Origin of the sequence: Paenibacillus daejeonensis DSM 15491, assembly GCF_000378385.1 — a bacterium.
GTDB lineage: Bacteria > Bacillota > Bacilli > Paenibacillales > Paenibacillaceae > Paenibacillus_D > Paenibacillus_D daejeonensis.
Genome location: NZ_KB899667.1, coordinates 205,277 through 226,516 on the forward strand (window position 1 = coordinate 205,277; position 21,240 = coordinate 226,516).

General features: G+C 56.9%; 9 protein-coding genes. 7 read left to right on the forward strand and 2 right to left on the reverse strand.

What is annotated here, in order from left to right; translation table 11 throughout:
- The first annotated feature begins 197 nt into the window (after window positions 1-197).
- The 6 genes from F556_RS0122810 (at window position 198) to F556_RS0122835 (ending at window position 9,232) form a co-directional block, all read left to right on the forward strand.
- Window positions 198-2,153, forward strand: coding sequence for an elongation factor G (locus F556_RS0122810; protein ID WP_020619316.1), 1,956 nt, complete (start codon window positions 198-200; stop codon window positions 2,151-2,153).
- Window positions 2,154-2,350: 197 nt separating this feature from the next.
- Window positions 2,351-3,286 carry a carbohydrate ABC transporter permease gene (locus F556_RS0122815; RefSeq protein ID WP_020619317.1) on the forward strand — a complete coding sequence of 312 codons (936 nt, stop codon included), beginning with the start codon at window positions 2,351-2,353 and terminating at the stop codon, window positions 3,284-3,286.
- A 24-nt stretch (window positions 3,287-3,310) separates the two neighbouring features.
- Window positions 3,311-4,150, forward strand: a complete 840-nt coding sequence (locus F556_RS0122820; protein ID WP_020619318.1) for a carbohydrate ABC transporter permease — start codon at window positions 3,311-3,313, stop codon at window positions 4,148-4,150.
- Window positions 4,151-4,301: 151 nt separating this feature from the next.
- Window positions 4,302-5,717 (forward strand): ABC transporter substrate-binding protein, encoded by a 1,416-nt coding sequence (locus F556_RS0122825; RefSeq protein ID WP_020619319.1) that lies wholly within the window; start codon window positions 4,302-4,304, stop codon window positions 5,715-5,717.
- A 100-nt stretch (window positions 5,718-5,817) separates the two neighbouring features.
- On the forward strand, window positions 5,818-7,647 hold the full coding sequence (locus F556_RS0122830; protein WP_020619320.1) for a cache domain-containing sensor histidine kinase: 1,830 nt from the start codon (window positions 5,818-5,820) through the stop codon (window positions 7,645-7,647).
- On the forward strand, window positions 7,622-9,232 hold the full coding sequence (locus tag F556_RS0122835) for an AraC family transcriptional regulator (protein ID WP_020619321.1): 1,611 nt from the start codon (window positions 7,622-7,624) through the stop codon (window positions 9,230-9,232). Before F556_RS0122830 ends, F556_RS0122835 begins: the two co-directional genes overlap by 26 nt.
- Window positions 9,233-9,916: 684 nt before the next feature.
- On the opposite strand, the gene F556_RS39090 is transcribed toward F556_RS0122835, so the two are convergent.
- On the reverse strand, window positions 9,917-15,235 hold the full coding sequence (locus F556_RS39090; protein WP_020619322.1) for an S-layer homology domain-containing protein: 5,319 nt from the start codon (window positions 15,233-15,235) through the stop codon (window positions 9,917-9,919).
- Window positions 15,236-15,429: 194 nt separating this feature from the next.
- A complete protein-coding gene (locus F556_RS0122845; RefSeq protein ID WP_020619323.1) occupies window positions 15,430-19,194 on the reverse strand; it encodes a discoidin domain-containing protein in 3,765 nt (1,254 codons plus the stop codon).
- A gap of 306 nt (window positions 19,195-19,500) precedes the next feature.
- Here F556_RS0122845 and F556_RS0122850 point away from each other — a divergent pair, with 306 nt between their 5' ends.
- A complete protein-coding gene (locus tag F556_RS0122850) occupies window positions 19,501-21,189 on the forward strand; it encodes a family 16 glycosylhydrolase (RefSeq protein WP_020619324.1) in 1,689 nt (562 codons plus the stop codon).
- The last annotated feature ends 51 nt before the right edge of the window (window positions 21,190-21,240 follow it).

Genomic DNA, 21,240 nt, shown 5'->3' on the forward strand with positions numbered 1-21,240 from the left:
TTCTGCAAGAAAGCGACTTCGGGAGCATAAGCTGCGTAGCGCTCGCCTTTGTTCCCGGATTTCCCCCCCATGAGGGGGTCCAAAATAAAGAAATCTGGGAACAACAGCGATCGTAAGAACGATCCGTAACCCCACTGTCCCCCGAACCTGTGCTATACTGATCAGGCATTGAAGTGGATCGGAGGATGGTAATTGCAATGAGCCCAATTACATTAGGCCTGTTCGCGCATGTCGATGCGGGCAAGACGACGTTTGCCGAGCAGCTGTTATACCACACCCAGAGCATCCGGGAGCGGGGAAGAGTGGACCACCGCGATGCCTTCCTGGACAGTCATGAGATTGAGCGGGCGCGGGGCATTACGGTGTTCGCGGACCAGGCCGTATTGTCGTATCAGGGGGAGACGTATCACCTGATTGATACGCCGGGTCACGTCGATTTTTCGCCGGAGATGGAGCGCGCGGTGCAAGTGATGGACTATGCTGTCCTGATTGTCAGCGCCGTGGAGGGTGTGCAGGGACATACCGAGACAGTCTGGCAGCTGCTGCACAAGCATCGGGTCCCGACCTTTTTCTTCATTAATAAAATCGACCGCACCGGTGCTGACGCTGCACGTGTAGTGGAGGAAATCCACACGCAGCTGACGGGGGATGCTGTAATGCTGACCGGCGACTGGACGGATGGAGCAGCATCGGCAGCGCTGATTGAGCAGATCGCAGAGCGGGACGAGACGCATCTGGAAGCCTATATGGCAGGCGAAGGTGACGCGGCCTACTGGCGGGAAGCACTGGGCGGGCTGATCCGGGAGCACCGGGTGTTCCCGGTCGCTAGCGGTTCGGCGCTGCAGGATACAGGGATCGCCGAGTTTCTGGAGCAGCTGCATCAGCTCACCGCAACGGCCTACGATGCGAAGGCTGCCTTTGGCGCCCGAATCTACAAGATCCGTCACGATGAGCAAGGGGTCCGCCAGACCTACATCAAGGTGCTGAGCGGCACGCTGCGGGTACGGGACGAACTCAGCTACCCCGGAGCGGAGGAGCCGATCTATGAGAAGGCGACGCGGCTGCTGCGCATCAACGGGCGCAAGTCGCAGCCCATTGAGGAGGCAGCTGCGGGAGAGCTGTGTGCAGTTATTGGCCTATCAGCAGCCGAGGCCGGGCAGGGATTGGGGACGTGTGAGGACCGGCTAAGCTATGATTTGGTGCCAACGCTGACATCCAAGGTGATTTATGATAGCGCTCTGCCGGTGAAGGACGTTCTTGGCGCGTTCCGCATTCTGGGGGCCGAGGACCCATCGCTGGATGTCGTATGGGAAGAAGAGCTGCAGGAAATCCATATTCATGTGATGGGCCTTATTCAACTGGAGGTACTGCAGCAGCTGGTGGGCGACCGATTCGGGTTCAGCGTGGAGTTTGGCCCGCCCGAGATTCTGTACAAGGAGACCATTGCAGCTCCTGTGATGGGCTACGGTCACTTCGAGCCGCTCCGGCATTATGCCGAGGTCCATCTGCAGCTGGAGCCTGGCGAGCGGGGGAGGGGCATCACCTTCCGCAGCGAGTGCCATGTCCATCAAATGAGCGTGGCTCACCAGCGGCTGGTGGAGACCCATCTGCAGGAGCGGGACCACCATGGATTACTGACAGGGATGCCGCTGACCGATATCCAGGTGACGCTGGTCCGGGGAGCCGGGCACAAGGAGTACACACATGGCGGTGATTTTCGCGAAGCGACGTTCCGGGCGCTCCGGCAAGGGCTGGAGAAGGCAGACAATGTGCTGCTGGAGCCGTACTATCGGTTCAAAATCCGGACCGAGCTGGACCATCTGGGCAAGGTGATGTCGGATATTCAGCGGGCATCGGGCCGCTTCGATCCGCCAGAGACGACGGATACGCATGCCATCGTGAGAGGCCTCGTGCCCGTGGCAACGTTCATGGGATACAGCACAGAGCTGGCTTCCTATACCGGAGGCAAAGGCACGCTGCAGCTTGTGTTTGCCGGCTACGACCGCTGCCACAACGAGCAAGAGGTCATCGAACGCAAAGCGTACCGCAAGGACGCCGATCCGCTATACACCTCCACCTCCATCTTCTGTGCCAAGGGCGCAGGCTATGCCGTCCCGTGGGACGAGGCGGAGGGGAAGATGCATTTGTTGTAAAACATATCGTAAAGCAAGGGATGGGGTTGTTCAGATGTCAGTGAACTGACGTTTGGACAGCCTCTTTTTCTGTTCATTGTCAACGTTAGAAGTCACAAAAGGTAAAAATAGCGGCATAGCCGATCAAAATAGTGGTACGAAACGACGCGTCTAGCTCCCTATAATACGAGTATGAACTAAGTTGCGAGGTGAGCACGATGCAGACACAACCGCCGGCTCCGGCACCGACCGTCCGGCCGAAGCGCAAGACCAGTACGCTCCAGAGAAAAGAAACCTTGTCCGGCTTTTTGTTCATCGGTCCAATGCTGATCGGCGTGACAGTATTAACGCTGATTCCGATTCTGGCGACCTTTTTTCTGTCCTTGGCCGACTGGAATTTCGTGGCGGGACTGAAGGACATCAAGTGGGTGGGCCTCGACAATTTCAACCGGCTGTTCCAGGACGAGGCTTTTCTGAAGTCGCTGCGCAACAACGCGCTGTTTCTTCTGGCCGTACCAATTTACCTGGCCATCTCCATGCTGCTGGCGATTCTGATTGACAAGCATGTCTATATGAAGAGTTATTTCAAAGTCGCCTATTTCATGCCTTACATCTCCAGCATCGTAGCCGTGGCCATCGTCTGGCAGGTCCTGTTCCACCCGTCGGCTGGACCGGTCAATCAGGTGCTCATGTCGCTGGGCTGGGACGATCCCCCCAAGTGGATTGCAGATCCGCAGTATGCCCTCGTGTCGCTGATGATGATCTCGATCTGGATTTCCATTGGCTTCAATATGATCGTCTATATCGCAGGGCTGCAGTCGATCCCGCGGGATTTGTACGAAGCGGCGGAGATTGATGGCGCAGGCACCTGGGCCAAATTCAAAAGCATCACCTTCCCACAGCTGTCGTCAACAACCTTTTTCCTGCTGATTACCGGTATCATCTCGACCTTCAAGGTATTCGACCTGATCGCCGTGCTGACCAAGGGCGGACCGCTCAACTCGACGTCCATGATCGTGTGGCATCTCTACGATACCGCCTTCGTCAATCTGAGAATCGGTTACGCCTCATCCATGGCAGTCGTCTTGTTCTTCTGCGTCCTCTTCATCACGCTCCTGCAATGGATCGGCCAGAAGAAATGGGTGAATTACTAGCCACCAAGAGAGGAGGGGAGCGGCATGACCGCCCTGCGCACCATTAATTTACGCAAAACCATCATCACGGTCCTGATGCTGGGGATGAGCATCCTATTCCTGATGCCCTTCATCTGGATGCTGTCCACCTCATTCAAGATCGAAGCCGAGGTGTTCGTTTATCCGATTCAGTGGCTGCCCACCCAATGGAACATCATCAACAACTACAAGGAAGTCTGGGTCGGCCAGTTCCCGTTCTATATCTACTATTGGAATACGGTCAAAGTGACCGTGCTGACGACGCTGATCTCAGCAGGCGTATCGGCTCTGGCTGCGTACGGCTTTTCCAAAATCCAGTTCAAAGCGAGCGGGTACCTGTTTCTGATCGTTCTCGCCACATACATGATTCCGCAGCAGGCCATCCTGGTGCCGCAATTCATTCTCTACCGGTTCATCGGTCTGTTCGACAGTCACACAGGCTTAATCCTCCTGAGCTGCTTCAGTGTATTGGGGACGTTCATGCTGCGGCAGTTTTTCATGGGAATCCACACCGAGTTTATTGAATCCGCCAAAATCGACGGGGCCGGCCATGCCCGGATTTTCTGGCAGATTGCCTTCCCGCTGGTGCGTCCGGCCATCGCCACCTATGCGATTCTTCGCTTCATCTGGACGTGGAACGACTACCAGAATCCGCTGATTTTCCTGCGAACAGACGGCCTGTATACCATTCAATTGGCGATGCAAAAGTTCACCACCATTAACGGTGAGTTCTATTCCCTAATGATGGCTGCCGCGGTTTCGGCCATTCTGCCCCTGCTGATCGTCTTCATCATTGGTCAGAAGAGTGTTATTGAAGGGATTGCCCTCGGCGGGGTCAAAGGTTAGGACAAAAGTCAAAATCACAGCAAAGGAAGTAAAGATTGCGGCATGAGCGACAGAAAAAGCTTGATACAATAGAAATCAAGAAAGCGGATTCAACCGCAGCAAGCGGTTCGTTGTCCGGGGTTCTCGCCTATACAATGAGGAGGGGTTAGAAATGGTAAAACGTACACACGCACTGGTTATGCTGGCCTTGGCACTGATTCTGGTGCTGAGCGCCTGCTCCAGCGGCAACAACCAAACGGGTACAGGGGGATCGAACCCACCGGCCAACAACGGAGCGGGCAACAATACGCCAGATGCAGCTCCAGAAGCTGAGGAGGAAGAGGTCACCATCCAACTCCATACATTCGGTAATGAAGCCAACTACAACTGGCAGCAGACCATAGCGGCCTTCCAAGAGCAATATCCGTCCATTAAGGTCAACGTCAACATTCTGAGCGAAAAAGGGGATACCCAGGAAGCGCTCCAGAAGCTGGACCTGGCTGCCTCCTCCAGCGAAGCGATGGACGTCCTCATGTTCAGTGACCCGGCCAGCTATGCGCAGCGCGTCGGACTGGGTATGGTGGCGCCGCTGGATGAGTTCATTCAGGCGGAAGGCTACACATTGACCGAGGAGTACAAGGTCGACACGACGCTCGACGGTCAGATCTATGCGCTGCCTGGCAAGTTCAATCCTTGGTATGTGCTGCTCAACAAAACGCATCTGGACGAAGCCGGGCTTGATGTGCCAACGGACTGGACATGGGATGACTTCACCAGCTATGCGGCAGCACTGACGAGCGGTGACGGTGCTGGCAAGCGGTACGGTACTTATTTCCACGGTCCGCAAAACGGCGGCTGGATGGAATACATGAAGCTGGCCTTGGCCAATCAGCCCGATGACACGGAATTCCTGAAGGCAGACGGATCGATGAACTTCAGCAACCCTGGCTTCCGCAAGACACTGGAGCTGCGGATGCAGATGGAGAAGGAAGACCAATCGGCGACGCCTTATACCGACATGATGTCGCAGAAGCTGCACTACCGCAACCAGTTCTTCAACCAGTCGGTTAGCATGATTATGATCGGCAGCTGGATGAACACCGAGATTGGCGGCACCGAGCAGTTCCCGCTCAACTTCGAAGTTGCTGTGGCCCCCATTCCAAAAAACAACGCCAGCGATGAAGGCGGCTATACAATGGTAACGACCGATTATGTATCGGTTGCACAATCGTCCAAGAACAAAGAAGCGGCTTACACGTTTGTACGCTGGTATACGACAGAGGGACAGATCGCTCAGGCCAAAAACGTCCCGGCTTGGAATGGCGTGGAGGATTCCCAGCTGGAAGAGCTGATCGATATTATCCTCAGCGGTACACAGACCCCGGAGAAGGTCGATAAGGCTTCACTGGTCAGTACATTGGCAGGGGCGAAGTCCTCCCGCATTATCCCTCCGGTCACCTATCAATCCGAAATTTACAAGGTCATTAATGAAGAGTACGAGAAGCTGATCTTCGGTCAGCAGGATGTGGATGCGACCATCGCGGCGCTGGAAGATCGGGTCCAAAAGATCATTGATGCCAACCCATAATAAGCTATACTAGAGGGTAGAATGAGCAAGAGGTGCGGATATGGCTGCACCTCTTTGCGTTCGCCACGGCCCAGCCGAATTCCGCAGCGGGAGGACAGTTATGTCTGTGAAGCCTTGGCACTGGTCCAGATCATTCCGTTTCCGGCTGATGATCACTTCGGTGGTCTGTCTTCTTGTACCCGCTTTCATTACTTTGGCGCTCTATAATATGCTGACCAAGGACGCGGTCAAAGAGGAAGCCATGACCCAATCCCGGCAGAAGCTCCAGCTGGTGGAGGGTTATGTATCCAATCTGCTGGACTATATGCTCTATATCGTCAACACGGTGCAGCATGACTCGGAGATGAGCAGAGTGCTCAAGGAAATTGCCGCAGGCAAGCTGTATGAAGGGGCAAATGCCGAATACGAGAAGTACACCGACTGGATGCGGATCATCAACAAGATTGAGCATATGACGGTCTACGGTGACAAGGCCTATGTGACGATCTTGCTCACAGATGGCAGCACCTTTACCAATTATTCAACCGACGAGTATGCACCTAATAATCTCCGGCAGGAGCCTTGGTTTGAAGATCTGAATCAGCTCAAAGGGGTCCAATCGTTGTGGTTGGGCACTTCACCGACTGTTTTTCCCAATGACCGGCGAAGCAGTCCATATCAAATTTCGATGGCGCGCACGCTGCGCTCGGGTATTACCCCGTATGGTTATGTTGTGGTGACCATTATGGAGAGACAGGTGAGCACCATTTTTAATCGCTTGGCGGAGGGGCAGGAGACGATGCTGCTCGACGGAGAAGGCCGCATTCTGTCCCATCTGAACGGGGAACGAATTGGGCAGACGTTCACGCCCAGCGGCTCGGCCGCCCCGGTCTCCGAGATCGTGGAGCTGGAAGAGGGCAGCGCCATTCTGACTCGTCAGCCGCATACCGTGACCGGATGGGAGCTGGTGTCGTTGACGCCTTACAAGGCTGCTGTCTTTCAACTGAATGCGATTTTCAACCGGATTGCTGTCTTGCAGCTTGTCTCGTTTGTGGTGTTCCTGCTGCTGTTTCTCTATCTGCTAGGGAGCTTCACCCGGCCGCTTGTGCGGCTGGGGAAGGTAGCCGAAACGGTACAGCGGGGCAATCTGGAGGTGCGCTCCCATATCCGTGGCCATGACGAGATCGGCTATCTCGGCTCTTCCTTCGACCTCATGCTGGAGCATATCAAAGAGATGCTCGCGGAGGTGATGCGGACCCAGAGCCGTAAGCGCAAGGCCGAGCTGGCCATGCTGCAGGCGCAGATCAATCCGCATTTTCTGTTTAACGTCCTCAACTCCATACGCATGAAGGTGATGCGCAAGGGGGATATGGACAGCGCAGAGATGATCAGTTCCTTGTCCAAGCTGCTGCGTATGACAATTATTCAGGACAAAGGCATGATTCCGCTGCACGAGGAGTTGTCTATGGCGGCGGCTTACGTCAAGCTGATGAACATGCGGCAGAAGGAGGAGACGGAGCTGGCACTCGACATCTCGCCGGAAGTGTTGATGCTGCCGGTCCCGCGTTTTTTTATACAGCCGTTGATTGAAAATGCGATTATTCATGGCTTGCATCAGAGAGTTGGCATCATCGCCATCACAGCCGTTTCCGAGAAGAGGAGATGTATCATAGCTGTCAGGGATAACGGACAAGGCATGGATGAGTCTACACTCCAGACGCTACAGGACAAGCTGGCTTGGCGCGGCGAGCGGCCAGAGCCCCCGGATCAGACGAGCGGACGTTTCTCCGGGATCGGTGTGGCAAACGTATGTGAGCGTATGCGTCTAGCATACGGGGAGGAATTTGGTGTGCAGGCGGTCAGTCATCCAGGTAAAGGCACAACCATTACGATGAGCATCCCCAAGGCGGAGGTGGAAGAGAACGATGTATACAGTCATGCTGGTGGATGATGATTATCCGGTGCTGGATTTGATTCATTATGCGGTTGATTGGGATAGTCTGGGGCTACAGGTGATCGGCCTGCATCAGAACGGGGCAGATGCACTGGCTGCGGCCCGTCAGCAAATGCCGGATATTCTCGTTACGGATATCGGAATGCCGCAGATGGACGGTCTGGAGCTGATCGCGCAGCTGAAGCAGCTGCATCCAGAGCTGTGCGTTGCCATCCTGTCCTGCCACGATGAGTTCGACTATGCGCGCAAGGCGGTGAAGCTGCAAGTACAGGATTATCTGCTGAAGGATACGCTGGACCCCAGCGATATGACGAAGCTGCTCTCCGCATTCATTGCCGACCTGGATGAAAAAGAAGCGTTGCGTTCCCGGCAGCTGCGGATGGAATGGCTGATGGATCGCAACCGCTCCCTCATGAAGGAGAAATTCCTCCGGATGACGCTGGAACAGCCGCTGTGGGATGCTGATAAATGGCAGCAGGAGCTGGAGGGCTTCGGACTGCCGCTTGCGCGCGGGACGACCGTTATCCCGATCCTGGGCGTTGTGGACGATGCCAAGTCTGCCAGGCTGCGGTTCCAATCCGACGAAGTGCTGCGGTTCGCGGTAGATAATGTGCTGGAGGAAACGCTCCGGGATTCAGTGGTGCAGGCGGTCCATTTTCCTTACGACGCCAGGGAAATCGTGGTGCTGGCAGCGTTCCAGGGCGGACTCAAGGTGAACGGCTACGAAGCCGCTGCCGTCCTGCTGAAGCTGCTGCAATCGGCGGTAGGCAGCTTGAAGCTGTCAGTCTCATTTATTATGGGCCGGAGCTGCAGCGACCCGGCGGGCATCAAGGCAGCGATAGCGGAGATTAAACAAGAGGCTGTCATACGCTTTTACCGGTCATACGGATCTATTCTGACGCATAAGGCGCACAAAGGCGGAGACTATGATTTGTTCGCGAATTTCGGGCAGGCGGGTGATGAGCTGCGGCAGTTGATCCTGGGCAAGCGGGTCGCAGAGCTGCCGCTGGTCATTCATAGCTGGCTGGAGGGGGCCCGGCAGCATCAAGTGGATCCCGCCATTGTTCGGGATTGGGTGTTGAAGGTGCTGCTGGATCTGCGGCTGAAGCTCCAATCCGTCTTGAACTACCGGCCCGCTGCCGAATTCGACCTCATGCCCAATGAGGCGCTGACCCATGACACACTTATCGAGTTGCAGGAATGGATGATCGCTCATTGCCTGTCGATCATCGCGGCGGACCACTATGCGGGCAGCACCACCAAGCGCACAGAGATTGCTGAAGCCTGCGCGTATGTGTCCAGGCACTTGGATCGCAAGATCACCCTGGAGGAAGTCGCAGAATCCCTTTTCATGAATCCGAGTTATTTTAGCCGCTTGTTCAAGAAAGAGACGGGCGAGACCTTCATCGAATATGTGACGCGGATGAAGATGCACCGGGCCCGAGAGCTGCTCAAGGGAATTGGAACGCCGGTGGGCAAAATCTGCGAAACGCTGGGCTACGACAACCAGAGCTACTTCATCAAGCTATTTAAATCCGCCGTCGGGATGACGCCCGCCGAGTATCGGACACAGGCACAGTAGGGGCTTAAGGCCCGACTGATTTCGGCGCCGGCAGCCCCGGGGAAGCCGGTAGTTGCGGAACCCTGGCACCTCTGGCTCCCCGGCCAACCCGGCCAACCTTCCTCCCTTAAGCGGGATGGAGGTTTTTTTGAATACATGCCGCCCGCAGTAGTGCACCTTTGTTCCTCTATTTGCTCGCAAACCCGTCACGCGCCCGCAGTAGCGCACTTTGTTCCTCTATTTGCTCGCAAACCCGTCACGCGCCTGCAGTAGCGCACCTTTGTTCCTCTATTTGCTCGCATCTCCGTCAACCGCCCGCAGTAACACACCTTTCTTCCTCTATTTACTCTGAAACCGGTCACGCGCTGCAGTAGCGCACCATTCTTCCCTTGCAAGTCCGCCTACTTATGGGCACGGGGAGAGCATTCGCCAATCGGTCATTGTACTTGCCAATTAAAGCTAATAGTCGGGGTGGGAGCAATGTGGGGCTAGTGTAAGGGAGTGGAGTTGTGGAGGTGCTGGAGTAGAGAGGAGGCGTGAGTAGAGCTAAAAAGTAGCGTTGAAAGTGTAGAAGCTGCTACCCAGTTTGGGCAGCAGCTTGGTTTTGGTGCGGGGTGCTGGTAACGGTGGCGGGACGCATGCATCGTCACGCGCAGCGGTTATCGTTATTTTTGTCTACGTCCGCCGATTATTCATGACCTGCGCTCAATCGATCAGCCCGGTGAAGACGAGGCTGCGTTCGAGCATCTTGGCGGCTTCGGCGCGAGTAATTGGTGCTGCGGGATCGAAGCTACCGTCCTCACGTCCACCGATAATATCCGCTTGGAGCAGCTGCTCCACAGCGTCTGCGGCCCAGTTCGCGATGTGGCCGTTGTCCGTGAACTGGGAGAGAGTGCGCTCAGTGTCTAGTCTTGACGCATCCCAGCCGACCAACGCATAGGCGCGTACCATCATGACGGCTGCCTCTTGACGGGAGACGGGCTGCTGCGGTCCGAACCGGCCATCGCCCAAACCACGGATGATGTCGTGACGGTGGGCGGCAGCTAGCTCCTGAGCATACCATGCTTGCTCATTCACATCGGTGAATGGACCGATGTATGGCGCGGTAGCCGGAAGAGCCAGGCTGCGCGTGAGCAGCACGGCGAGCTCTGCCCGCGTGATGGAATCATGCGCTCGCGCTGTGCCATCTGGATCACCTTTCATAATATGCTTGGCCGCCAGCTTCTCGATGTATTCCCTGGCCCAGAATCCGGCGGGTACATCGTTGAAACGGACTTCCTGCTGGGCAAGGACGTAGGTGCCCGCAGATCTCGTCATGAAGGTGGCTGCAGAGCTGCTGACTCGAGTTGGCGTGAAGCGATAGTCGCCATCTATCGCCTGCAGAACGGATGCCCGCGACGGATTAATGCTGTCCGAGGACACGGGGAGCACTACACGTACATAGTCTTCCAGATCATTGAGCTCCACGATCGTGTCTCCCGCCTCTGCAAACAGACGGAAAGAAATCACACGCGAATGGATAACGTCACTTGCAAGGGCCACTAGTGAAGAAGCGTCGTGATCTTGCAGGACAATCCGCAATGCCAATTCGGATTCATCACTCGGACTGCTTGCGCTCACAGCCTGACCGAGCGCTGCTGCCGGGAAGCGGTAGACGATGCCAGCCGAGACCAGCTCCACGTCTGCTTCGGGATGGGTCTCCGCGAACCGCTGAATCAGATCAGCAGGGAGTACAACGGCATCGATGTCATTGACCGACCGTTCCAACAGGAACGTCAACCGTTCAACTTTATTTGTGTGTTCGTCCAATTGTGCGATTACTTGCTTACCGTCGACGGTATAGGTCCACTCTGTTCGTCCGCCAGCACCTGTGCCAGTTGTAATCCCGTAGGCTGTTTTCTTCACGATGAGCTGACCAGGTTCTGCTGGTGTTGGCGTCGGTTGCTCTTCCGGTTCTTGCTCCGGATCAGGGCTCGGCGTCGGATTCGGCCCAGGGTTTGGATTGGGGTTCGGATTAGGATTGGGGTTTGGATTCGTTCCCGTCTCAGGATCACGAGTCAGAATATCCAGACCTTCCAATTCGAACGTTCCTCCCTTGACCACCACCTTGGCCGTATGGCTACCATCTGCCAAGCCGCTTACCACATACGAGGTTTCCCGTGGGCCTCGGCTTGGAATTCGAGCATTGCGTTCATGCAGCTCACCATCAATATAGATGTCTAGAACAGCCTCAGGGGTCGCTCCGAACAGATGGAATCCGGTGCCTTGGAAGCGAAAGACCATGCTGCTGTTGCTGCTGTCCGGATTAGGGGTGCTGTAGATTCGAATGCCCCGGTAGTCCATGAAGGTTTCCTTGATCTCGTTATCCTTGCGGGATACCTTGAGCGTATGCGACTTCTCCTCCAGGTCGCGTACCGAGAAACGCACGCCCGTAGCCGAGTCCACCACATGATTGCCCCTATCCTCGCCATTAAGCTCGAAGTGATAGGCGGTCTGCTCGCCGGTCCCTGCCAAGTAATCGATACCGGTACCGGTGAAGTGGATGACAAGGTATGGATCATCGTTAAAATTGGCCCAGGCATTGCTATTGTTGGAGCCCCAGACATTGTTCTTGCGGAACGCATAGACGGTGTTCGTCTCATCGCCGATGAGCGACTCGTCATCCTGAATTTTCACAATGTCGTTAGGGCCCAGCTGCCGGACAGATATCACGGGTGCAGAGGAGGTGATCTCTGCACGCAGGAAGCTGATGGAGCCCTCCCTGGCGACAACCTTCAATTCATGGATGCCATCGGCCAGTCCTTCCGTAGACCAGACGACCCGTGGCACCTCGCTGTTGTTCAGATAATTGGCTTCGCCGACCCGCTCGCCATTTAGATAGATATCTGCCGACCCGCGTCCCGGACCCGTGATGCCGAGGAGCCGGATTTCACTTCCCTCAACATTCATGGCAAAGGAGGAACCCTCTGTACCCTGGGCATCAGCTGGGCCGGACTGCCACGAACCGGAGTAAACGACTTGGTGCAGCGGCACCTCATCCAGCGGCCGGTAGATGTCTACGCCACGGAAATCCATGAAGTCTTCCCGTTTCTCGTTGTCGCCCAGCGATACTTTTAGCGTATGCGGACCGTACGCAAGCTGGTTCACCGCATAACGGATACCTGTCGACGAGTCCACGGTATGGCTACCCACATCCTCTCCGTCCAGCTCGAAGTGATAGGCGGTCTGGTCCGTGGACCCGGAGCGATAGGCGATCCCCGTCCCTGTGAAGTTAATCCAGATGTAAGGATCATCGTTGAAATTGGCCCAGGCATTGCTGCTCTGCGAGCCCCAGACATTATTCTTGCGGAACGCATAGACCGTATCCGGCTCGTCACCAATGAGCGACTCGTCGTCTCGAATCTTGACGATCTCCATCGGACCGATGGTCTGGACCGATTCGCCCGCAAATGCATCCCGGTAGCCGACCGTAGTGACATTGGCGACGGGAGTTTCTGTACGTGCGGTCATGCGTGTGCGGTTGTGATACGCATAGCCGACCTGACTGTACGTCCAATCGCCGATGTAGCCGATGGGATTGGCAGCATCCACATGAATCAGCGCTTGTTCCTCGCTGTCGTAATACTTGCCCTGGGCGCTGTCGACCTTCTCCGAGGCGTACGGATACCCCTCAACGGGCTCAATGCGCAGACGATCAAACAGCGTCTCGTAATAGCCGGACCCAATCACGGCTCTGCCGGCCATGACGGTTCCGTCAGCATCCGTATAAGAAGTGATAGTATCACCGTTCAAATAAAGCGTGAACACACGTCCTTTGGCCTCAAAAGACATCTCGTTCCATACGGTCTTGTCAAAATCCGCAATGGTCCCCGAAGCCATGATTTGGTTCCATTTGAGAATTTCGTATCTGCCGTCCGCATAGATGCGGGCGTTGTAAGGCGCGTGGGAATCTGTGCCACCAGCCTTGACGTGGCGCAAGCCGATCAGGGCATAGTTGCTTCTGCCTGCGGCCGCAGGCGTATGGTCATCGAGCAGGAAGTCGTAGGATACCTTGTAGTTCACCCAGCGGTAATCGCCAAGATTGGTATGGGGGTTGCTGCCCGATGCGGAGCCGTCCGTACCGCCCCAGACGGCCCAATCGGCGCCGATGATGTCGTGGGTGATCTTTTGCTGCAGCAGGTTGCCGCGTTCCTCTGCTTCGGGGATGTCCCGCGGGATACGAACGGCGCTGCCAGCCGATTGCGGCCTTGTCGCTTCCTTCACCACCTCGAAAGCCCCGAGTTGATCGGTCGTATAGCGCGGCGTGCCGCCACGGCGTTCCACATAGGTTCTGCCCTGGTCGTCGAGCGGGTAGTCCTTGTAGTCAAAATCGTCCGTATACGGCAGCGGCAGAATGGTATCACCGGTAAGATCCACGGCCGGATAAGGATCGGCGAAGCCTTCGATTTCCGATTCACGGTCCAGTGTTGTCACTGTCACGATCGAATAAGGCTTGACCTCGATTGTATAGCGTCCGTCTTCCGGTACGATCCGATTAATTCGCTTGAACCAGTTGGCGTCATAGGCCTGGCCCGGATCCGGCCCTCTGGTCTCCCAGACATAGAGTGGGGCGCGCTCTTTGTCCCCGAGGTTGACCGTCTCGATGCTGTACGTGCGCGTCTCCCGGGTATTGTTGGCATAGATTGTCGTATAATCGTCAGTCTCCGGATCCTTGAGCGTCATGTAATTATGCGTACTCGTGTCGACATCCACGCCCCCGTCGAAAAAGCTGCCGTCGCTGAACGTCGCACCCTTCACATACATCCAGCGTTCATTCTCAGCCGTGTCGGGATCGTCGTAACCGACGAAGTTCATCACATGACGAACGCCCTGAATGCCGCCGTCCACCTCATAGAAGCCGTTCCAAGGCGTGAAGGCGTTGATCAGATGCTTCGGACTGTAATTGGAGCCCTGGTAGAATGCCCCGACAGAGGGCTGGAAGTCAAAAGAAACCGCCTGCAGCGGAAGGTCACCGGCTCCCGTCCAGGTATAGTTGGAGATGATGCGGGAGGTGACGTCGATAATGCCGGCCTGGCCTCCCAGCCCCAGGTAGTGCGGTTCCATATTGATGCGGTAACGCGCGTTGATCATCGGTGCGATGCCTTCGGAGGTCCAGATCTCCTTGGGCTTCTTGCCGTCTGCGATCAGCCGGGCTTGCAGCTGGGCTAGCTCAGTAGAGCCAGTCAGGCCATAGTGGGTGCTGATCACATCGATCTCATCGATGAGGTCAGGGTGGTCCAGCAGGGTGCGGCTGATGGTCCGCGTATCCCGGTAGCCGTCGCCGCCGACGAGCTTGATCTGTTTGTAGTCCGTCTCGTAGTTCGGCTCGGTCTTGATTTTGGAGGTAAAATACTTCAGCCACTCCAGCTCATTGCGTCCATTGTTCTGGGCACGCTCGTTCTGCGAGATGCCGATGTAGTCGAGCCGGAAGCCATATTCCTCGTAAACTGCGTCAACCGTCTGCTTGAACCATTGATATCGGGGCTCGTAGTTCTGAGTAGCCGCGCCGTTCCATGTCCAGCGTGGCTCGCCCCACCTCAGCACCTCGGTGGTAATGGCGGGATTGATGCGCTTGGCATCGGCCGCGAACTGGAAGCCCGCGCCGCGCAGCACATTGGCGGGTTCATCGGGATAGCGCATGGTGGCAGGCTCGGTGCCAGAGGAGGAGTCGACATCGGCACCAAGCTCGACCTTGACGTGCGTCAGTCCGGCTCCCGTCAGAGGGTTGAACAACTTGTCCATGATGGCCCAATACGCCTCCGGATGCTCATCCTTGTAATCCACCATCAAGCGGGAGGTGTTGTTGGCGGTTACCGTTCCGAAGCCTTTGAACCTGTTGTGCGGGTCTACGTCGTTGCCATCGATAACAATCGTTCGGGCAGGTGCCGCAGCTACAGCCGAAGGCGCCGGACTCCAGGGCACCGAACCCCAGAGCAGTGCGGCGCTGGCCAACAGCATGGCGGTGGTTTTGGTTTTCCTCAGCATGGAATACCCCTTTCAGACCAGATTTATGAATCCGCTTTCAATTATAAGGATTATCTGCTGCTGACCATGCCGGGATTTTGACCTTCTATCGCTCTATTTTTACTTTTTTTTGCCCTGCTGGTTAATGCCCTGTTCGCTGCAACAAAAAAACGGGTCCGACCACACCGAAGTGGTCGGACCCATTCCCCCTGTTCTTAAAGCAGTTGATAGATGCGGTAAATGACGGTAGCCGCCTCGGCACGGGTCGCACCACGCTCAAGTGCCAGGCCGTTGCCGGTGCCACGCAAGAGACCAGCGTGCTGCAGGGCCTCGGCCGGCGTTCCGTTGTCTTCGAGCAGTCCAGCTGCTACCAGCGCGCGATAGGTGAGCAAGGTCATCTCTTCCCGGCTGATTGGCCGGGTCGGCTCGAAGCGGTTGTCGCCGGTGCCTTGAACGATGCCCATGGCACGGGCCGCGGCGACCGCGCCGCTATAATATGCTTGCGGATCGACATCGGCGAAGGCGGCACGGCCTTCATCAGCGGGCTCTGTCATGAGCACACGCATCAAGAGCGTGACGTAATCGGCCCGCGTCAGTGCGGCCCGGGGCTCGAACCGTTCGGCGGAGACACCGCGGACGATGCCCTTGGCTGCCAGCACTTCGATCGCATGGCGCATGTCGCTCTGGACAGGGGCATCCGCAAAGCTCTTCTTGTGATAGCCGACGGAGAAGGTGCCGTGCGGCTTGGCCTGGAAGCGGACCCCCGCCCGTGCGGCATCGTAGCGGCCGCTGGCAATGACCTCATGAGTGTCACCACGACCTGCACGCGTAATGACCAGGAACTCTGGTGCAGCCAGCTGTGCAGGAGTTGGGGTATACAGGATCACAGCGTTCATCGGCAAGAGCAGTGCACCTGCAGGCGCGGGCTGTCCGTCGATCAGCACGGTGACACTGAGCTTGCTGCCAGACCATGCGAGCTGCAGGGATACGCTACCTGTCTCGACAGCCTCACGGGCCAGCCAGCCGGAAGGCAATGTTACACTCCCGGACAAGGTCCGGATCTCCAGCGACACGCCGTCAGCGGCAGATAGTGCTTCAGGAGGGAGTTCCTGCAGCAGGTCCCCTCGGACCGGCACGTCGACGACAATGGTGCGCTTCCCGGCGTCGCGTGCTTGCTGCAATGCCGTCTGCCAGGCACTTGCACCGAAGCTTGAACGTGCCATGCCGGATGCTTCCTGAGAGAAGACTGGCTGGATCACGCCCGAGGTCACGGTCGGCCCAGGCTCGGTCCCCGGCTGTGGCTCGGATTCCGTTGGCCCCGATGGTCCAGCAGGGGGCCCAGCAGGCGGTCCTGTCGGCGGGCCGGAGCCGCCCCCATCGGAACCTCCGTCGCCAGCAGGCTCGAACACCCGTACATAGTCCACATACAGGTCGAGCTGGTTGTGGTACGCGTCGAGGTCGATCGGCCAGCCGCCACCAAGCGCCAGATTAATCATGAAGTATAGCGGCGTATTCGCCTGCTCAAATGTCGGGTGACGCCAGACTTCTACATTATCGATATAGTAGATGATTTCCTCCGGAGTGACCTTCGTGCCGTAGATATGCCAAGTGGATGCACTATTGCCGAAGGCATAGTTGTCGGAGGAGCAATTCGTCATATGCATCTCCGGGTTGCCAGCCCACCAATGGGTTGCCTGGCATGCACCGCTTGGATTATGCCCATAGCCTTCAATCGTATCCAGCTCGGCCGTCGAGGGGAGGTGGTTCGGTCCAGAGCTGTTCTGTGACATAAGCCAGAATGCCGGCCATGCCCCTTTGCCGGCAGGCATCAGCATTCGCGCTTCGAAGTAACCGTTGGTTGCAGAGATGCCCGTACCGTCCAGGCGCACGGAGGAGAGCAGACCGCCAATGTACTTGCGGTTCCAGCCCATCGGATCGACATAACCGTCAGGAGCCTTGGTGACACGAATTCGCAAGAAATCATCACCCAGGATGGCGAACGGATTGACCGCGTCTGTAGGATCGGCAAAAATCGCTTCGCCGAACTGCGAGCCGTTGGGCCAGTCTGGCTTGGTCGAGGTGTAGGTCGTCCCGACGCCCGTCTTCGATACGGAGAGCGGGCCGGTGAAGTCGTCTTGGAACTTGACAGTCATCCCTTGTGCTTGTGGCGGTGCAGCGGGCAGGCCAATCCGCCAAGCGACGCCACCTTCATTATAGAGCTGAACATAAGCATCAGCTGTAGTCACATCCTCTTCGTCCTCGTCATTGGCGTCCCAGCCGTGCAGGACAACAGTGAGTGGACCACTGGGGAAGTCTGCAGCATTGAAGCTCAAATCGCCATAGCCTTCTCCATCCAGCTCGATCAGAGGGAACTCGAAGGCGTACCCGTTGGGATCTGGATGCGCATCGTCCGGCTGACGCCAGATTGAAGCCCGGACATGGGTGACATCGGGCGAGTAGAAATGCAGCTCGGTTGCGCCAGAGACCGCGGACCCCAGCTCTGGAGAGAGTACGAGGATATACGGGTCCGGTACGAGCACTGTAGCGGGTGGCGGCAGCGGCTGCATGTGATTATCTACGTACACAATCTCGGTTGCGCCCGAAGCGGTGCCCGGCGCATGGGTGAAGAGGACCCGGAACCGGTCCGAGATGACCGTATCGAAGATGGCGAGCAGCAGGCTGTTGCCTGTCGGCTGCTCCGGTGTCAGGACCGGATTCGGCACGGCGACGAAGTCGCTGCCATTCCAATACTGAATCTCCAGGGTGGTTGGCGCTTGTACCCCGCCGCCATCGTCATACAGATAGATGCCTGCGGCGTTGACGGAGCGCGGGCTGGGGTAAGTGGTCTCTACCCAGTCGGAGGCATGGGGAGTCCCGTAGGCTGTCCAGCGATTGCGCGGGAAATCGGTGAAGGAGACAATGCCATCGTTCACGACCGTCGCGGGATCGCCTTCATGTGCATAAGAAGCCGTGGCGGTGCCAGCGGATGGCTCAGCTGGCAGTGTATGCCGAGTGGAGTCCACATACGTAATCTCGGTCGCGCCTGATCCGGCACCATCGGCATGGACGAATACGATTCGGAACCGTTGGGCCTCGGTCGAGGTAAAGGTGACGAGATTAAGCGCATTGCCCTGGGGCTGCTGCGGCGTTCGCACCTGTCCGGGCACGGTGACCCATTCCCCCTGGGCATCCTGATATTGCACATCATAGGACTGCGGTAGCTTCACGCCGCCGCCGTCGGCGAACAGATAGAGGCCAACGGCATCCTTGACGACAGGACTGCCAAAGTTCGTCTGGATCCAGTCCGAGGCGTTCGGCGATTCATACGCGGTCCACCGGTTCTTGGGATCGTCGGTATAAGAGACAATACCGTCATTCAGATGGCCTGCCTGGTCCAGCCGGAACGTGTATGAGGCGGAGACGATGCCGAGCGGCACGACCTCAGAGCCTGGTAGCGGCTCGACTGAAGAATCCCAATAGCGCAGCTCGGTGACGCCGCTTTTGGCTGCGCCGTGTGTAAGCAAGACGCGGAAGTCGGTGGCTGTCACTGGCTCGAAGGTAATCAGATTTAACTCATTTCCCGCTGGCTGGGCAGGCGTGGCCACAGGCTCGGCGACATCAGACCAGCCGGTACCGTCCCAATACTGCACCTGGATGGCTGCTGGCTCCCGGACACCGCCGCCGTCGGCGAACAGATAGATGCCTACCGCATCCTTGGTGCGGGCGGAGGCGTAGGTAGTCCGAATCCAGTCTTGGCTATTCGGGGACTCGTACGCGGTCCAGCGATTTTTGGGCGTCTCATTGTAGGAGATGATGCCGTCGATGACGTGAGCGAGCTGGTCACCAGGGTACGTGTAGGACGCCGTCACGGTTTCGTCCGGCTCGGGTTCGGCTGACGCTGGCGGGACGTGGATCAGACTTGCGCAGAGGAGGAAGGCGAGCGCAAGCAGGAAGACTGGTTTGTTGAATAATCGGTTCATGGTAGTCTGGCACCTCGGTTCAGGCTGAATTCCACGACGCAACCCCCGGATTGCGAAGATGGTGCTTCTACGATACCGAAAGGCAGTGCAGGCGCACATCATCCGTTTGTGACATTGCCTCAACACTTGTCTACCTTTACCGCCGATTCAGACAACATGTCAAGATCGGCAGAGCGAAAGTCCGCAACGGTTGATGGCGGCGCACCCCATATTCCGTATACTCAGGGTGCATCGCAAATTAATCGAAGGGCTGTGACGATGATGAGCAAGACAGCAAGAAACCGGTGGAGACGTAGGATTTCTCTATTGATTGTAAGCGCATTCCTGATGACGCTGATGTCCGGGGTCAGTGTATCGGCTTACGACACGGGGGCGACGGTCAGCGCCTCTTACACGTTCTACATGGATCAGGTAACGCACGTCAACGACGGTGTTGTATCGTACACCAATGACCCACGAAACCGTTGGACCGCTTATGAATCGCCGAACGCGTCGGACTGGATTGAGACAGACTTCGGAGTGGCGGTTACCAAGAGCTCGGCAGACATCTACGTGTATGACGATGGCGGCGGCGTTCGCGCGCCCAGCGCTCTTAATGTGCAGTACTGGAATGGCAGCGCGTGGGCTCCGGTAGCTAGCCCGTCGATGACGCCAGCCGTACCGGCTGCCAATCAGAAACACACGATTACGTTCACGTCGGTGAGCGCCTCGAAGTTCCGAGTGTTGTTCACTCATGCACCAGGTGCAAAGTCGGGGGCGACCGAAATTGCTTACGGAAGTGAGTCTGCAGGCCCGATAGACCCAACCGATCCAACAGACCCAACCGATCCAACAGAGCCGCCGGTCACGCCGCCTGGAGGATATCCGATGTATCAAGTGAGCGTCGTATCCCCGAGCTATGGTGCGTCTGTGAACGGGGATGTAACTATTAAGTTCTACGCCCCGGGCATGCAGAATGTCTGGGCGCGTGCCTGGAAGCAGCCGGATGCGGCCAATCCCGGAACGAACGGTTATGATTCGTGGTTTGCCCGTGTCACACCGGATGCGAATGGCTACGGCGAGATCGTGTTCCCGGCCAACCAGTTTCCGCATGGCCCGACGACTGTCATTCTGAGCGCCTGGGATTCGGCGGAAGGCAACCCGAGCTTCACCCACTCGGATAACTGCTATTTGCAATTGTTTAATGAAGGCGGCGTCGTCTGGAAACGAGGATTGCCATCTGCGCCACCGCAAGCAGCGGGTATGAGCGTGCTCTATGCCGATGATTTCACCGGGCCGCTCTCCGCATCCCGCACAGGCGCGGGCGCTACCTACGCCACAGCCAAGCCGGACGCGCCTAATGGTACGGAATTCGGCGAAGCGATCTTCGCGGATATTAATGGACCGCATCAGCCGTTTACGATTCTGGGGGATAACTACTTGCGCATCCGTGCCAAGAAAGCCCCGGCAGGCACCGTCGATCCGATGGGCTGGAACCGCACGTTTACGGGCGGATTGTTATCCTCGCTGCGTACGGATGGCACCGGGATTGCGGCCACCTACGGTTATTTTGAAGCACGTATGCTGATGCCTGCAGGCAAGGGAGCCTGGCCGGCATTCTGGCTGATGAGCCAGAACAGCATCTCTGAAGGCGTTCATTCCACAGCGGAGATTGATACGGTGGAAGGGTATGGCCATAATCCGCAAGGCGTCTGCCAGGCCGTGCACTGGTGGGAAGGCAGTCCGGAGATGCATGAGACGAATTGTTCTTCCTCCAATTTTGCTTTTGGCGATAGCGCCTCCACGTGGCATATCTATGGTACCAAGATTACACCTACCGATACGATCTACTATATCGATAACGTAGAGGTATGGCGCCACGCAACGTTCGAGCAGGCCAAGACACCGATGTATTTTATGGTCAACCTGGCGCTGGGCGGCGGCTGGCCAGTTGATCTGGAGCGCTATGGCAACCAGATTGATCTGTATGTCGATTACATTCGTGTATTTCAATAATCGTCTCTTGCATCGTTAATTTTCTGCAGCAAGTGCGGGTAGAAAAGGGTA

Bases quoted from the DNA above. Each gene is read 5' to 3' on its own strand.
- F556_RS0122810 (WP_020619316.1), top strand. From the start codon at position 198: ATGAGCCCAATTACATTAGGCCTGTTCGCGCATGTCGATGCGGGCAAG.
- F556_RS0122815 (WP_020619317.1), top strand. From the start codon at position 2,351: ATGCAGACACAACCGCCGGCTCCGGCACCGACCGTCCGGCCGAAGCGC.
- F556_RS0122820 (WP_020619318.1), top strand. From the start codon at position 3,311: ATGACCGCCCTGCGCACCATTAATTTACGCAAAACCATCATCACGGTC.
- F556_RS0122825 (WP_020619319.1), top strand. From the start codon at position 4,302: ATGGTAAAACGTACACACGCACTGGTTATGCTGGCCTTGGCACTGATT.
- F556_RS0122830 (WP_020619320.1), top strand. From the start codon at position 5,818: ATGTCTGTGAAGCCTTGGCACTGGTCCAGATCATTCCGTTTCCGGCTG.
- F556_RS0122835 (WP_020619321.1), top strand. From the start codon at position 7,622: ATGTATACAGTCATGCTGGTGGATGATGATTATCCGGTGCTGGATTTG.
- F556_RS39090 (WP_020619322.1), bottom strand. From the start codon at position 15,235: ATGCTGAGGAAAACCAAAACCACCGCCATGCTGTTGGCCAGCGCCGCA.
- F556_RS0122845 (WP_020619323.1), bottom strand. From the start codon at position 19,194: ATGAACCGATTATTCAACAAACCAGTCTTCCTGCTTGCGCTCGCCTTC.